This is a genomic window from Streptosporangium sp. NPDC002544 (genome assembly GCF_040295965.1).
Taxonomy (GTDB): domain Bacteria; phylum Actinomycetota; class Actinomycetes; order Streptosporangiales; family Streptosporangiaceae; genus Streptosporangium.
The window spans coordinates 125,978-140,462 of sequence record NZ_JBEOWJ010000002.1; the positions used below are offsets into that span (position 1 = coordinate 125,978).

Consider the following 14,485-nt stretch of genomic DNA (forward strand, 5'->3'; position numbering starts at 1 on the left):
CTGGTTCTCAGGGGCGGATCGTCGGCTGCGATCACGCCACTCCACCTTGGTTTTCCTGCCATACCCTGGCTCCGGTGGGCCCAGAACGGGGGATCAGCGCGGATGAGTCACGGCTGGACGGACAGGTCCACCACGGCGGAACTCCTGGTCGCGGCCCAGGCCGGTGACGGCGACGCCTTCGGACGTCTGGTCGGACCGCTGCGGGATCAGCTGCACGCGCACTGCTACCTGATGCTGGGATCCGTCCATGACGCCGAGGACGCCGTACAGGAGACCCTGGTCCGGGCTTGGAACAGCCTGGAGCGGTTCGAGGACCGGGGGTCGATCCGGCCGTGGCTGTACCGGATCGCGACCAACAGATGCCTGACCCTGATCGAGCGCAGGGGGCGCCGCGAGCTTCCCGCCGATCTGAGCCCGGAAGGCGCGCCGCCGGTCGAGGCGATGTGGCTCGAACCCTACCCCGACCACCGGCTGAGCCCGGAGACTCGAGTGGTGGCCCTGGAGAGCGTGGAGCTCGCGTTCGTCGCCTCGCTGCAGCACCTGTCGGCCCTGCAGCGAGCTGTCCTGCTGCTGCGCGACGTCCTCGGGTTCGCGGCCCGCGAGGTCGCCGACCTGCTGGACACCACGGTCGCGGCGGTCAACAGCGCGCTGCAACGGGCCAGAAAGGTCCTCGACGGCCTGCTTCCGGCGACCACCCAGCGGGCAACCCTGGACGCGATGGGCGAGACGACGCGGCGGGAAGTGGCCCGGCGGTACGCGGCCGCGTGGGAGGCCGGGGACATCGAGGCCGTCGTGGCGATGCTGACAGACGACGCGAGGTACTCGATGCCACCGTTGACGGCCTGGTACGAGGGCCACGACGGCATCCGGACGTTCCTGGCCGAGGCGATGTCGGGCCGGCGGTGGCGCTTCCTGCCGACGCGGGCGAACGGGCAGCTCGCGTTCGGCACCTACCTGTGGGACGAGGACAGGGGCGTTCACGTCGCGGCGGGCCTGGACCTGCTCGTCCTGAACGGTACGAAGGTCGCCGAGGTGGTCTCCTTCCTGGACGCGGAGCTCCCGGCGTTCGGCCTCCCGGCGGAGCTGCCCGGCTGACCGGTTTCGGCTGACCGGCTGGGACCGATCCGGCGGCGCGCGATGATTTTCCGGTCCGGCGCGGGTTGTAGTCCTGACAGGATCGTCAACCGGGAAAGGACCGGGCCGAAGAATGCCTGCTGACGAGGAACAGATCCGGATTCTGGTCGAGAACTGGGCCGAGGCGGTCCACAGGGGCGACATGAGCGGCGTCCTCGCGGACCACTCGGAGGACATCGTGATGTTCGACGTGCCGCCACCGTACGAGGGTGTACGCGGTATCGACGCCTACCGCGAGTCGTGGCCGCCCTTCTTCGCCTGGCAGAGACAGGGAGCCCTGTTCCAGATCGACTCGCTGGACGTCACCGCCGGTGACGACATCGCCTACGCGCACGCCCTGCTGCGCTGCGGAACGCGGGAGGATCTCGCCGACCGGCCTGAGAACCGCCTGAGGCTCACGCTCGGCCTGCGCAAGGAGCACGGCCGCTGGATCGTCGCCCACGAACATCACTCGTTCCCCGACGTCGGTACGGACACCGGCGAGGCGAGGGCCGACCCGCGCCCGTGACGGGGCCGTCGGCGGCGGCCTGTCGCGGGCGAGGCCACGGCGGCTCTCGCCCGCGACAGGCCGGATTCGAGGCCGCATCAGGTCAGGAGGCGGGCGGCTCCGGGCCATGCGGGCTGCGACGGTCCATCCGGTACGAGTGACCTGTGGGAGTCAGGCGCCGGTTCCGGGGCGAGAGCGGTAGACCCCGCCAAACCATGATCTACGACTGCGGGGAGGAAGATTCTCCGTTTACCGCTTACCGGCCGGCGCTTCTTACCATGCTGGGGTGGAAGTGCTGAGCGAGCGGGAGTGGCGGGGCCGGGCCTCGGCGCATCGGGAACGGGTCGGGGCCTGGGTCGAGCCGCATCTGCGCCGCGGTCGGGAGCGGGTCGCCCACCCGGTCGAGGACTTTCTGTTCACCTACTACAGCTTCCGGCCGGGACGCCTGCTCCAGTGGCATCCGGGCGCCGGTACGGTCCTGGCGGGGGCGAGTTCCTACGGGGCGAACTACCGCGACTGCGAGCAGGGCGCGGTGCTGGACCTTGAGCTGGTGCTGCCGCAGCGCGTGGCCGCGATCAGTTGGACGAGGGAGCTGCTGGCCGCCACCGCGAGCCGTCCGCCCTATCTGGGCTGCTTCGGGATGCACGAGTGGGCGATGGTCTACCGGACGCCGGAGGTGGAGATCCGGCACTCCTCCTTCCCGCTCCGGCTCTCCCCCGAGCGGATCGAGGAGATCGTCGACCAGCGCGGAGTGCGGTGCGGCCACTTCGACGCGTTCCGTTTCTTCACGCCCCCCGCCCGCCCGCTCAACGTGATCCAGCCGACCCGCGAACGCCAGCGGGAGCTGGAGCAGCCGGGCTGCCTGCACGCCAACATGGACCTCTACAAGTGGGCCTACAAGCTGTCGCCAATGATCGGCAGCGAGCTGGTCGCCGACTGCTTCGCGCTCGCCCGCGACATCAGGACCGTGGACATGCGGGCCAGCCCGTACGATCTGAGCGCCCTGGGCTACCGGCCGATCCAGGTGGAGACCGCCGAAGGACGCGCGGAGTACGTGGCCGCCCAGCGCGCCTTCACCGAACGCGCCGCCCCGCTCCGCCAACGCCTGCTACAGGAGTGCGACCGCCTACTGGCCCTGGCCTGAGGGGCCTCCGTGTCGCCGCCGCCCGGCATGGCCGGAGCGGCGGGGTTCTTCTCGGGCCTCTCGGCGATGACGACGACGCCCCGGACCTCCGGGCACGCAACAGGCAGGCCACCCGGGAGGCGATCAGCGCCGGAGACCCAGGCGTCAACGATGCCCGGCGGTTTCAGATCCTGGCGCCTCGTCGGTGTCTTCTCGGCCTGTGGGCGCGGCGGTGGGAGGTTGTGCCGCCTGGGAGTAGCCGGGGCGGCACGCTGTCGCGGGTACCAGGGCCCGGCCGCTGGAGGTCCATTCCGTGATCGAGCCGTCGTACACCCGTACCCCGGTGATGCCGGCTGCGCGCAGCGCGAGCCACACGGCCGGGGCGGAGATCGCCGCGCCGCAGTACGCGATGGCCGGCGTGTCGGCGGCGATCCCGGCCACGGTGGCCACCGCTCTGATCCGGGATGGGGGAAGGTGCAGCCCCAAGGAGTCGACGAGCATACGCATCGGCAGCCTCGTCGCGCCCGGGATGAGCTGAGGCTCCTCCGCCCAACTGGAGTCGCGGCGGCAGTCGAGGATGGGCAGGCCGGCCGCCTGGTGGGCGAGTACATCCTCCAGGCCGGCGATGGCGGAGCCGGTCCGGCTCAGGAGCGGCGGGCGGGTCACGCCGGGCCGCGAGGAGATCGGCCCGGTCTCCACGGGCCCGCGCGACCGCAGCCAGGCGGGCCACCCGCCGTCGAGGCGGAAGGCCCGCTTGAAGCCGTGGGCGCGCATCAGCCATACCAGTCGCGCCGCGGTGAACTGGTGGTTGTCGTCGTAGGCGACCACCATGCTGTCGGCGCCGACGCCGAGATCGGTGAGCGCAGCGGCGAGCGTCGCGGGGTCGGCGGCCCGGCCCGGTGGCTGCGGGCCGGGTGCCTGGGTGGCGTCGAACCCGAGATGGACGGCGCCGGGTACGCGAGAGCGGCGGTACAGGTTCCGTCCAGCCGGACCGTCGCCCACGGGCCAGCGCGTGTCGAGGATCCGGACCGACGGCGCGCCGAGCAGTCCGGCCAGCTCATCGCAGGAGACGAGCAACTTCTCCACACTCCCCCTCCCGGCGGCCCCGGCCTTGGTCGCGCCCCCGTCGTGACCCGGACTGATCCTCAAGGCCAGGACACGCCCTCAAAGTGATCCAGTACTCCGGTGACACATCGCGATTTTCGCGGTTGAGGCCACATGGAGGCGGCCACCGCGCGATCATTCGGAGTTTGTGAAGGCAACTAAAGATCATGTGGTGGCCACAGGGCACAGCGTAGACCTTGACGTCTGGCGCGTCATGTTCGAAGCCGACGACCACGGCATCCCGCTGACCGTGCCGGAGGTCCGCCGGCTGCCGGCCGTACTCGTCTTTGGGCCGGTCCGGGGTATCCAGGAGGTGCTGCGCCGGTCACAGTGGCGACGACGCCATCAAGCCCACCTTCGGCGATGCCACTACCAGCGCAGAGCCCAGCCCTGATCTTTGAATGTCACTGCAGTCCCAGGAGGGCGGTCGCGGCTACCGGGGGTGCCGGGGGAACGCCCCGCAGAGGCGTTCGATGCCGAGGCCGCTGATGAGCAGGCGTTCCTTGGTGTTGCTGAGGAGATCGGCGGTCCAGGTGGTGAATCCGCCGTCGCCGAGGCTGTGCTCTTCCCCGCCGGGGGTGGTGGCGCGGATCTCGAAGCAGGCGCCGTCGTAGTAGCCGCGGCCGTTCACGCGGTCGTCGTCGAAGGCGAACGCGGTGCCGGGGTGCGCCCCTGCCAGCCGGTTCAGGACGTGTTCGCGCAGGGCCTGGCGATGCCGCCCCCCGGTCAGGTCGGTGAGGAGCACGCGAACCGAGGAGATCCGGTGGCCGAGTTCGCCGGCCCCGCGCAGGACGTCGAGATGGACACCGATCTGCTCGGCCAGGGTCGCCGCCTCGAAGCTGAACGAAGCCTCGGCGCGACCGGCGGTGCACAGCGCCAGCAGCGCGAAGTGCGCCGGCATGCCTGACCCGCCGAAGACCTGGGCGCGCACCACCCGGTGGACGGCGGCGAGCCTGACCCGATGGCGCGAACGAGGCTTGGCCCGCAGCGACTCCCGGCGGCGGACCGCGCACTCCAGGGCCAGGACGTTGGTGGCGTCCGCGACGGCCTCGGTGTTACGGACGGTGGTGACCACCTTGTGCTGGTCCACGGTCGCCACCGCGGAGTTGGTACCCAGCGGGCAGAGCGGCGACAGCGCCAACCCGGTGAAACCATGCCGGGCCAGCCGTCCGTGGACAAGGGACTCCAGGCGTGCCAGCTCACCCGCGTCCAGCGCCGACGGCGCGGTGAAACGGTTGCGCTCGTAGGCCCGCAGCAGACCACCCGGCGTCACGGCGGCGGCGCGGCGGCGGTAGACCTCCAGCAGCAGCGTCTGCAGGTCGGTCGGCGAGAGCCGTTCGACCAGGGCGCTCAGCAATCCAGGTGTGGCACCCTCGCGCAGGATCCGGTCGAGCCAGGGGTCGGACACCTCAGGCTGCTCCACCCTCTGTCCGGACAGATCATTCATCACCTCATCGTGCTGGACGGCAGGGCACGGCCGCACCAGGTTTATCCGTCACGTCCACACCGCCAAGTGGCAAGTGCCTCACTGTCGCCGCGGACCTCCTCGGCGGAGTCTCCTGATAGGTCCCTGATCGGCCGGGGCTGTTCCGCTCGCCGGGCTCGGCCGGGCGCCGATCGGGGGCCGGCGGAAGAAGTGCCAGGCGTAGGTGGGCGTGGCTCCCCTCCGCCCCGCGCATCGGAAGGGTGCCGGCACGACGAGCGCACCCTCTGACGTGCGAGTTCCGGGGCCGGTCTGTCTGTCGTGATCGGCCGAACATTCGCCCTGAGCCAGAGTGGTGCCAATCTGAGCCAATATGGCTTGTTGATGGCACCATGGTGTGCCATAGTGATGCCATGAACCTGACCCCGTATGTGGCCTCCCTCGGTCGCGAGCTGCTGACCGCCGTCGAGACCGGTGATGGCGACGCCAGTGCGCTGATCGAGCGGTTGACCGTGTCGATGGAGTCGGCGATCCGGCTCACCCTGCTCGAGGCGTTGTCGGCGGCCGCCGACGAGATCACCCGAGACCTGGCCCCCGGTTCGGTCCAGGTGCACCTGCGTGGACGTGACCCGGACTTCGTCGTGACGGTTCGGCAGGTGGAGCAGCCACTCGCCGACACCCCGGATCCGGGCGCGGTGTCGGCCGATGACGCCGCGGCGAGTTTCGAGGACGGCCCGGTGGCACGGATCAACGTCCGCCTCCCGGAACAGCTCAAGGCCGCGATCGAGGAGGCGGCGGGCAAGGAAGGTCGCTCGCTCAACGCCTGGCTGGTGCGGGCCGCCTCGACCGCGCTGCGTGCCTCGGAGAGCGACCACGGCTCCGACCGGCGCGGCAAGCGCAACGCGCAGCGTTACACCGGCTGGGCCCGCTAGCCCACGCCGGCACCCGGAACCACTTTCTTCGTACATCTCCGACCAGCGGGGATGTTCTTCTGACTCATTCTGAGGGGATAGCCATGCCGGTTTTCGACACGCCTGAACCGATTTCCGCCACGATCGAGCTCTCCGTCGGCGACGTGCAGATCATCGCGAGCGACCGGAGCGACACCGTCGTCGAGGTGCGGCCGAGCGACGAGTCCGACGAGTCCGATGTGGACACCGCGCAGAAGACGCGCGTCGAGTACGCCAACGGCACGTTGACGGTCCGTGGGCCGAAGGCCCGCATGCTCGACTTCTCCAAGAAGACCAGGTCGGTCGACGTACTGATCGAACTTCCCACCGGCTCGCACGTGCACTCGGACCTGTCGGTGGGGGACCTGCGCGGCGTCGGCACGCTGGGGGAGTGCCGGCTCAAGGCGTCGGTCGGGCATTTCCGTCTCGACCGGACCGGACCGCTTCGACTGGACACCACCGGTGGTGACATCACCGTCGAAACAGTCGCGGGTAACGCCGATGTCTCCACCAGCACCGGGCGCGTGCACATCGGCGAGATCGGCGGCACCGCCGTCATCAAGAACTCCAACGGCAACACCGACATCGGCACCGTCACCGGCGAACTGCGGGTGCGCTCGGCCAACGGCGACATCTCCGTCGACCGGGCCGACGCCATGGTGGACGCCAAGACCTCCAACGGAACCATTCGCATCGGCCAGGTCACGCGCGACACCGTCACGCTGCACACCTCGACCGGCCACCTCGAAATCGGTGTCGCCGCCGGCACCGCCGCATGGCTCGACCTGAACACCTCCTACGGGCGGGTGGAGAACTCGCTGGAGGACCTCGGCCAAGCACCGGAGAAGTCCGAGCAGACCGTCGAAGTCCGTGCGCACACGTCGTTCGGCGACATCACCGTCCGCCGTTCCTGACCAGATCTCGAAGGGGTTCTCATGACCATGCCATCCCAATCTGCGATCACGGCGACCGGACTGCGCCGGTCGTACGGCGACCACGTCGTGCTCGACGGCGTCGACCTGAACGTCCCGCGTGGCACCGTTTTCTCGTTGCTCGGCGCCAACGGCGCCGGCAAGACCACCACAGTCAAGATCTTGTCCACCCTGATCCGCGCCGACGGGGGCAGCGCGCGGATCGCGGGTCACGACCTGTCCGCCGAGCCGGACGCGGTGCGTGCCGCGATCGGCGTCACCGGCCAGTTCTCGGCGGTCGACAACCTGCTGACCGGTCAGGAGAACCTGACCCTGATGGCGGATCTGCACCACCTGGGCCGGAAGGCGGGCAGGCGCAGGACCGCCCGGCTGCTCGAACAGTTCGACCTCGTCGATGCGGCCAAGAAGACGGCGGCGACCTACTCCGGCGGGATGCGGCGGCGGCTCGACCTCGCGATGACGCTGGTCGGCTCACCGCAGGTGATCTTCCTCGACGAGCCGACCACCGGGCTGGACCCGCGCAGCCGCCGCGCCATGTGGCAGATCGTGCGGGAGCTCGTGGCGGGTGGCGTCACCATCTTCCTCACCACCCAGTACCTGGAGGAGGCCGACGAGCTCGCCGACCGGATCGCGGTGCTCGACCACGGGAAGATCGTCGCCGAGGGCACCGCGGACGAGCTCAAGCGGCGCATTCCCGGCGGCCACGTCCTGCTGCGGTTCGCCGACGAGCGCGACCTCGAATCCGCCGCGCGCGTTGTGGACCAGGTGTCTCGCGACAGCGACACGCTCGCCCTGCGCGTACCGCACGACGGCAGCCTCAGGTCGCTGAAGGCGCTGCTCGACCGGCTTGACCAGAACGCGGTCGAGGTGGACTCGCTGAGCGTGCACACCCCCGACCTCGACGATGTCTTCCTCGCTCTCACCGGCAACAAGGAGAAGGTGACCGCACGATGAGCACCGTGTCGCACGCCCTGACCGACTCGGCGACGATGCTTCGCCGCAACCTCAAGCGCATGGTGCGCTACCCGTCCATGACACTGCAGCTCATCGGCATGCCGATCGTCTTCCTGCTGCTGTTCGTCTACGTCTTCGGCGGCACGCTCGGCGCCGGGCTCGGCGGCGTCTCCGGCGGACGTGCGGAGTACGTCAACTACGTCACCCCCGCGATCATCCTGATGACGATCACCGCCGCGGTCCAGGGCACCACCATCTCGATCGCCATGGACATGACCGAGGGCATCGTCGACCGGTTCCGCACCATGGCCATCGCCCGGGTGTCCGTCCTGACCGGGCACGTCATCGGCAGCCTCATCCAGACGATGCTCAGCATCGCGGCGGTCGTCGGCGTCGCGCTGCTCATCGGCTTCCGGCCGTCGGCGGGGCCCGGCGACTGGCTCGCCCTCATCGGTGTCCTGGTGATGATGGCCTTCGCCTTCATCTGGCTGTCGGTCGCGTTCGGCCTGGCCAGCAAGACCGTCGAGTCGTCGAGCAACGTCGGTATGCCGCTGCTGCTGCTGCCGTTCCTGGGCAGTGGGTTCGTCCCGACCGACTCGATGCCCACCGTGCTGCGCTGGTTCGCCGAGTACCAGCCGTTCACGCCGCTCATCGAGACCCTGCGCGGCCTGCTGATGGGCACGCCGATCGGGAACAACGCCGTCATCGCGGTCGGCTGGTGCGTCGTCATCGCGCTCGGCGGCTACCTCTGGTCGAAGAAGCTGTTCAACCGCGAGTCCACCCGCTAAGCCGCACTTGAGCCAAGGGGAAACGATGCAGCACCAACAGATTTCGCCGGTCGACTCGCTGCCCATCACCCGCCCCGAGGGGTGTCCGTTCGATCCACCACAGGAACTGGGCCGGATCCGTGAGGCGACCCCGATCACCAGGATGACCTATCCCGACGGGCACGTCGGCCGGCTGGTCACCGGCCATGCCTTGACTCGCGCGGTCCTGGCCGACACCCGGTTCAGTTCCCGGTACGAGCTCATGCACTTCCCACTGCCGATTCCGGGCGTCACCGAGTTTCCGCCCGCGCCGGTCGGCGATCTCACCGGGATCGACGCGCCCGAGCACACCCGCTACCGCAAGCTGCTCACCGGCAGGTTCACCGTTCGCCGGATGCGGGTGCTCACCGAACGCGTCGAGCAGATCACCGCCGAGCACTTGGACGCCATGGAGGACCACGGCCCGTCCGTGGATCTGGTCGAGGCGTTCGCCCACCCTGTCCCGGCGATGATGATCTGCGAACTGCTCGGCGTGCCGTACGAGGACCGCGCGACCTTCAACCGTCACGCGAAGGCGCTGACCTCCGCGTACATCTCCCAGGAGGAGATGTACGCGGCCTGGAACGCGCTGCAGGAGTACGTGCGTGGACTGGTGCAGGCCAAACGCGCGAACCCCACCGACGACGTGCTCAGCGAGCTGACCGCGAGCGACCTGAGCGACGAGGAGGTCGCCGGCCTCGGCGCGTTCCTGCTCGGTGCCGGGCTCGACACCACCGCCAACATGATCGCGCTCGGCACCTTCGCCCTGCTGAACCACCCGGACCAGCTCGCCGCACTGCGCGCCGACCCGAGCGGCGTCGACCGGGCGGTGGAGGAACTGCTGCGCTACCTGACCATCACGCACACCAACGTCCGGGCGGCGTTGGAGGACGTCGAGCTGGACGGACACCTGATCAGGGCGGGCGAGACGGTCACCCTCGCGGTCCAGACCGCCAACCGCGACCCGGAGAAGTTCCCCGACCCGGACACCCTCGACCTGAGCAGGCAGGCCACCGGGCACCTGGCCTTCGGCCACGGCATCCACCAGTGCCTCGGCCAGCAGCTGGCCCGAGTCGAGATGCGGGTCGCGCTGCCCGCGCTGTTCGGCCGGTTCCCGACCCTCCGCCTGGCCGTCCCGGCCGAGGACGTTCCGTTGCGCCACAACATGAACATCTATGGCGTGCACCGGCTCGAGGTCACCTGGGACCAGGAATAGCCGCCCGGAATCGTGCGATGCCGGGGGAGACGATCTAATCCGGAGTCCTGGCGGACGGCGATCTCCCCCACGTGCCGGAGGTGGTCGCGCAGGAACCCTGGCAGCACGGATTACCAGGCGTTTCGTCACTGCCGCCGGCCGAAGATCGCCACTCGGGGCCTGACCTGGTCGTCAGAGTTTGCTGACAGGTCGGCACAGGCCCCAGAATCCCCTACTGGAGGGATCCATGGGGCGGAAAGCGGACTACGCGGTGCGGGTCGTGGCTCTGTCCCTGGGCACGCTCGGCCTCGCGGCGCTGGCCGCGCACGTGGTCATCGAGCTCGCGATCAACCCCCGGCCGCCCGGCGTCGGCGACACCGCCCGCGTCCAGGCACTGCTCAGCACCCCGCTGGGCATGCTGATCGTGCTGCGCCGTCCCGGGCTGATCGTCGGTTGGCTGCTCCTGCTGGTCGGGGCGGCCAACGGCTGGGTGACGCTCGCCATCTCCCTGTACGAGGTGTACGGGCAGGGGGCGGTGCCGCTCCCGCCGCCGCTCTACTGGCTCCTCTGTTTCCGTAGCGCCGTCACCACCTGCACGGCGCTCATGCTGCCGCTCGCGCATCCGGACGCCGGCCTGTTGCGGCCCCGATGGCGCTGGGTCTACCTGGCGCTGATCTCGTGGCAGCTGCTCCTGCTGGTGATCGCCATCCCGCGGCTGCACGAGTCCGCCGGGCCGCTCGCGAGCCTGTACCAGGTGTCCGCCGCGATCTGCGGGCCGCTGCTCTGGGTGAGCCTGCTCGTGCTGCTCATCCGGTTCTGGCGCGCCGACCCGGACGTGCGGCGGCAGATCGCCTGGCTGGCGCCCGTCGTGGCGTTCGACAACCTCGCCTTCAACGAGATCCTCGGCTGGGACTACCTCTGGCTGGACACCATCGGCGAGGCGGCCGTGCCGATCGCGGTGGCCATCGCCGTACTCCGCTACCGGCTCTACTCGATCGACACGCTTGTCAGCCGGGCCCTGGTCGGCGGCGCCCTGGTGGTCTTCGTCGCCACGGCGTACCTGGCCGTCGGCGCGCTCACCGGACTCTTCCTGGCCGACTACGGCGAGCTCTTCGGTGTGGTCGCGGCGATCTTCGCGGGTCTGTCGTTCCTGCCCGTCCAGCGGCGCCTGCAGCGCCTGCTCGACCGGCTCCTGTACGGCAGGAGCGGCGACCCGCAGGTGCACGCCGAAGCCCTGCGGCGGCAGATCCAGCACGCCGGTCCCGCCCAGGCGCTGGACGCGGCGGTGCGGGCGGTGGCCGACGGCCTGGCGGTGACCGGGGCGGCGGTCGAGACCGAGAGGAGCCACGTCGTCGGCGAGCTCGGGGACGACCCTCGCAAGGTCCCCCTGGTGTGGCACGGTGAACCCGCCGGGACGCTGCTCCTCGGCCCGCCCGGGGCGCGGCGCTTCCCCCGGGCGTACGAGCGGCGGATGCTGGCCGTCCTGGTGCCGATCGTCGCCGACGTCGCGCATGCCGTACAGATGGCTCATGACCTGCGGCGCTCATGGGAACGGGCGGCCGGGGCACGGGAGGAGGAACGGCGGCGGCTGCACCGGGACCTGCACGACGGGCTGGGGGGCCGGTTGACCGGGATAACGATCGGGCTGGAGGCGGCGCGGCGATCCCTGAGGCACTCCCCCGACCTGGCCTATCAGCTGCTGGCCGATCTCCGGGTGGGGATGGACGCGGTGAACGGGGAGATGCGGGAGCTGGTGCAGGGCCTCCGGCCCCGCACGCTGGACGAGGTCGGGCTGGAGCAGTCGATCCGGCGGCTGGCGGTGGAGGTGCCGGTCACCGTCGGGGGGAGCCTGGAGGGGCTGCCGGCCGCGGTGGAGGTCGCGGCGTACCGGATCGTGCAGGAGGCGCTGACCAATGCCCGGCGTCATTCCGGTGCGGGGGTCATCACCGTGGCGCTGGAGCGGGCGGGTGACCTGCGGGTGCGGATCACCGACGACGGGGTGGGCGTCGGCGCGCCGGCTCGGGGCTCGGGCTCCGGCCTGTCGACGATGCGCGAACGGGCCGCCGAGGTGGGCGGCACCTGCTCGATCCGTGACGGCGAGCACGGCGGCACCGTGGTCGAGGCTGTTCTCCCCGTCCCGGCATGACCGGTGGGTACAGGTGGCCGGGAACCACACGAGAGGAGTGCGAGCGAATCCTGTGGGGCAGAAGTTCGACGGTGAAAAACGTGGCCCCCTGTCGTCAGTGGACCAGCTGCCTGACAAGCGACTTGGCGGTGACTTCGTGCCGCTCGGGGTGGTCGATGCCGCGAGGCCCCTCCTCGACGAGCATGATCAGATACAGGTAGGCGCGGTAGAGGGCGAGGCGGGCGCGGGTGTCGGGGGTGAGGTCCAGGTGGCCGCCGGCCTCGCGGTAGCCGTCCAGCAGGTCCGTGTCCTGTTCGGCCGTGCCGAACACGTCGACCGAGACGAGGTCGGCCACCGGATCTCCCCAGAACGCCCGTTCGTGGTCGATCAGCGCCGCGATGCGCGGTGGTCTGCGGTCCGGCTCCAGCAGGATGTTTCCCGGCCAGAGGTCGAAGTGGACCAGCGAGGGGGTGACGACATCGTCCAGTAGGTGCGCGCGAGCCCGTACGACGCTCGCGATCTCGTTCACCGGCCACGGCAGGACCGCCCGGAACCGGACCGCGTCGGCGAGGACACCGTCGACCATGGAGAGAAACGCCTCCCGCCAGGTCGGGGCCGTCATCTCGGCCAGTTGCGGGTAGCCGAAAGCAGTTCCCTTGATCCGGTGCAGCGTGGCCAGGTGCCGGCCGAGCTCGAAACGGAGGCTTCTCGTGTCCGCCTCGGCCAGCGGTTCCGCCGGCTCCGACCAGGCCACGCCGTCGATCGCACTCATGATCAGGTACGGCAGCGGCCCGTCGAGGTTCGCCTGCCACAGCCGGGGGATCGGCACCCCGGTGGCGGCGGCGAGCTCGTAGAAGAGGGCCTCGGTCCGGATGATGTCCCGCTCGTAGGTGAGCAGCTCGACGTCGGCGGGAGGGCCGAGCTTGAGGACCAGCTCGCCGCCGTCTTCGAGCCGCGCGCGCCACAGTGCCGCGAACGAGCCCGCGTCAAGCTCCCGCAGGGAGACGGGCCACTTTCCCAGAGCCTGGAAGATCAGGTTCGCGGTCTCCGTGGTGGACAGTTGCCGCTTGGTCTTTATCTCCATGAACGATCATCCATCATCATCTTCGGCGCGGGAAGTGCCGGTTCCACCCGGCGGGGGAATCGCTTTCCCGCCATGGTTCCGGTGTTCGAAACGGTCAGGGCCGGGCCTGCCGGGTCATCTCCAGGCGCGGCGTCGCAGCAGGAGCCCGGTGGTGGCGGTGAGGATGAGCAGGGAGCCGGTCAGCAGGAACATCCGCCCGTCGGGCCCGCGCTCACCGCCGCCCCCGGTCGCGGCGGGCCCCGACGGGGTCTGTTGCACCTTGCCGTTCCCGCCGGTCTCCGGCTCCGTCTCCGTCTCTGTCTCTGTCTCCGTACCCGTATCGGTATCGGTTTCGGTCCCCGTATCGGTTCCGGTCTCGGTCTCCGTCCCCGTCTGGTCGGCCGCGGCGACCGTGAGGGGGTAGGTGGTCAGGGCGTCCTGGTTCTGGACCGCACACTTGATCGACGGTGCGTTGGCGGCGGTCCCGAAGTTCAGGGCGGCCGGCCGCACCGTCGCCGTACCCGCGTTGGACGAGGTCGTACTCAGGCTGACCGGGGTCGTCGGCAGCGGGATGACCTGGTTCGCGCCGACCGTGCCGGGCGTACCCACCCCGGTGGCGGAGGTCAGTCCGGTGAGCCCGCTGATGGACGCGTACGCGTACAGGCTGGTGTCGGCGGTCAGTCCCGTCGCGGGTGCCTTCAGCCCGGTGCCGTCGGCGTAGGTCCCCTGCCAGCCGATGCTCATCTGCTCACCCGTCGTGGCGGTGGCCGGCATCGTCATCTCGACCTTGACCTTGATGTTCTGTTTCTCGGTCGCGCCGGTGGTGGTGCACTGGTACTCCACGACGTCGGTGATGACAGCCGAGCTCTGCCGCACCTCGCTGACGGCGGCGCCGGTCGGCTGGAGGAAGAGAACCAGGCCGCCGGCCAGGACGGTGACGGAGAGAACAGATCGGACGCGCAAGGCGACTCCCATTGCGACAAATGTGGCATCTGGGAAGACGTACTACGAAGTTATCCGGTTGTCACCATGTCCGCATCCGGACAGAAATGTGCCCCCGCTCTTGGGTGAGGCCGGTTGCCCACCTTCCTGGGCGGCCGGCGCGGCCCCTCCGCTCGGCGTCGACCACGGGTGGTACCACCGCGTCGAGCTGTGCCAAAGGTCCCAGCTCACCGGCCACTGGCACGTT

General features: G+C 70.0%; 14 protein-coding genes. 10 read left to right on the plus strand and 4 right to left on the minus strand.

Features of this window, described 5'->3' with window-relative positions; all coding sequences use genetic code 11:
* Positions 1-102 precede the first annotated feature (102 nt).
* The 3 genes from ABT061_RS03450 to ABT061_RS03460 all read left to right on the plus strand — a co-directional run bounded on the left by ABT061_RS03450 (position 103) and on the right by ABT061_RS03460 (position 2,765).
* Positions 103-1,095, plus strand: coding sequence for a sigma-70 family RNA polymerase sigma factor (locus ABT061_RS03450; RefSeq protein ID WP_350912186.1), 993 nt, complete (start codon positions 103-105; stop codon positions 1,093-1,095).
* Positions 1,096-1,207: 112 nt separating this feature from the next.
* Positions 1,208-1,642, plus strand: coding sequence for a YybH family protein (locus tag ABT061_RS03455; RefSeq protein WP_350912188.1), 435 nt, complete (start codon positions 1,208-1,210; stop codon positions 1,640-1,642).
* 265 nt (positions 1,643-1,907) lie between these two features.
* Entirely contained in the window at positions 1,908-2,765 is an 858-nt protein-coding gene (locus ABT061_RS03460; RefSeq protein ID WP_350912190.1) for a 3-methyladenine DNA glycosylase, read from the plus strand.
* 144 nt (positions 2,766-2,909) lie between these two features.
* Here the strand turns inward: ABT061_RS03460 and ABT061_RS03465 are convergent, their stop codons facing one another.
* Positions 2,910-3,830, minus strand: coding sequence for a sulfurtransferase (locus ABT061_RS03465; protein ID WP_350912192.1), 921 nt, complete (start codon positions 3,828-3,830; stop codon positions 2,910-2,912).
* Between the two features lie 190 nt (positions 3,831-4,020).
* Here ABT061_RS03465 and ABT061_RS03470 point away from each other — a divergent pair, with 190 nt between their 5' ends.
* Positions 4,021-4,242, plus strand: coding sequence for a hypothetical protein (locus ABT061_RS03470; protein WP_350912194.1), 222 nt, complete (start codon positions 4,021-4,023; stop codon positions 4,240-4,242).
* 39 nt (positions 4,243-4,281) lie between these two features.
* On the opposite strand, the gene ABT061_RS03475 is transcribed toward ABT061_RS03470, so the two are convergent.
* Complete coding sequence (locus tag ABT061_RS03475) at positions 4,282-5,295, minus strand: hypothetical protein (protein ID WP_350912196.1); 1,014 nt, start codon at positions 5,293-5,295, stop codon at positions 4,282-4,284.
* 389 nt (positions 5,296-5,684) lie between these two features.
* On the opposite strand from ABT061_RS03475, the gene ABT061_RS03480 reads away from it, so the two are divergent.
* The 6 genes from ABT061_RS03480 (at position 5,685) to ABT061_RS03505 (ending at position 12,254) form a co-directional block, all read left to right on the plus strand.
* On the plus strand, positions 5,685-6,203 hold the full coding sequence (locus ABT061_RS03480; protein ID WP_350912198.1) for a toxin-antitoxin system HicB family antitoxin: 519 nt from the start codon (positions 5,685-5,687) through the stop codon (positions 6,201-6,203).
* An 83-nt stretch (positions 6,204-6,286) separates the two neighbouring features.
* A complete protein-coding gene (locus ABT061_RS03485) occupies positions 6,287-7,135 on the plus strand; it encodes a DUF4097 family beta strand repeat-containing protein (RefSeq protein ID WP_350912200.1) in 849 nt (282 codons plus the stop codon).
* Positions 7,136-7,156: 21 nt separating this feature from the next.
* A complete protein-coding gene (locus tag ABT061_RS03490) occupies positions 7,157-8,107 on the plus strand; it encodes an ATP-binding cassette domain-containing protein (protein WP_350912202.1) in 951 nt (316 codons plus the stop codon).
* A complete protein-coding gene (locus ABT061_RS03495; protein WP_350912204.1) occupies positions 8,104-8,895 on the plus strand; it encodes an ABC transporter permease in 792 nt (263 codons plus the stop codon). Before ABT061_RS03490 ends, ABT061_RS03495 begins: the two co-directional genes overlap by 4 nt.
* Positions 8,896-8,920: 25 nt before the next feature.
* Positions 8,921-10,129 carry a cytochrome P450 gene (locus ABT061_RS03500; protein WP_350912206.1) on the plus strand — a complete coding sequence of 403 codons (1,209 nt, stop codon included), beginning with the start codon at positions 8,921-8,923 and terminating at the stop codon, positions 10,127-10,129.
* A gap of 226 nt (positions 10,130-10,355) precedes the next feature.
* A complete protein-coding gene (locus ABT061_RS03505) occupies positions 10,356-12,254 on the plus strand; it encodes a sensor histidine kinase (protein ID WP_350912207.1) in 1,899 nt (632 codons plus the stop codon).
* Positions 12,255-12,348: 94 nt separating this feature from the next.
* Here ABT061_RS03505 and ABT061_RS03510 read toward each other — a convergent pair whose 3' ends face one another.
* Both ABT061_RS03510 and ABT061_RS03515 read right to left on the minus strand, forming a co-directional pair.
* Positions 12,349-13,317 (minus strand): phosphotransferase family protein, encoded by a 969-nt coding sequence (locus ABT061_RS03510; RefSeq protein WP_350912209.1) that lies wholly within the window; start codon positions 13,315-13,317, stop codon positions 12,349-12,351.
* A 114-nt stretch (positions 13,318-13,431) separates the two neighbouring features.
* On the minus strand, positions 13,432-14,259 hold the full coding sequence (locus tag ABT061_RS03515) for a hypothetical protein (RefSeq protein WP_350912211.1): 828 nt from the start codon (positions 14,257-14,259) through the stop codon (positions 13,432-13,434).
* Positions 14,260-14,485 lie beyond the last annotated feature (226 nt).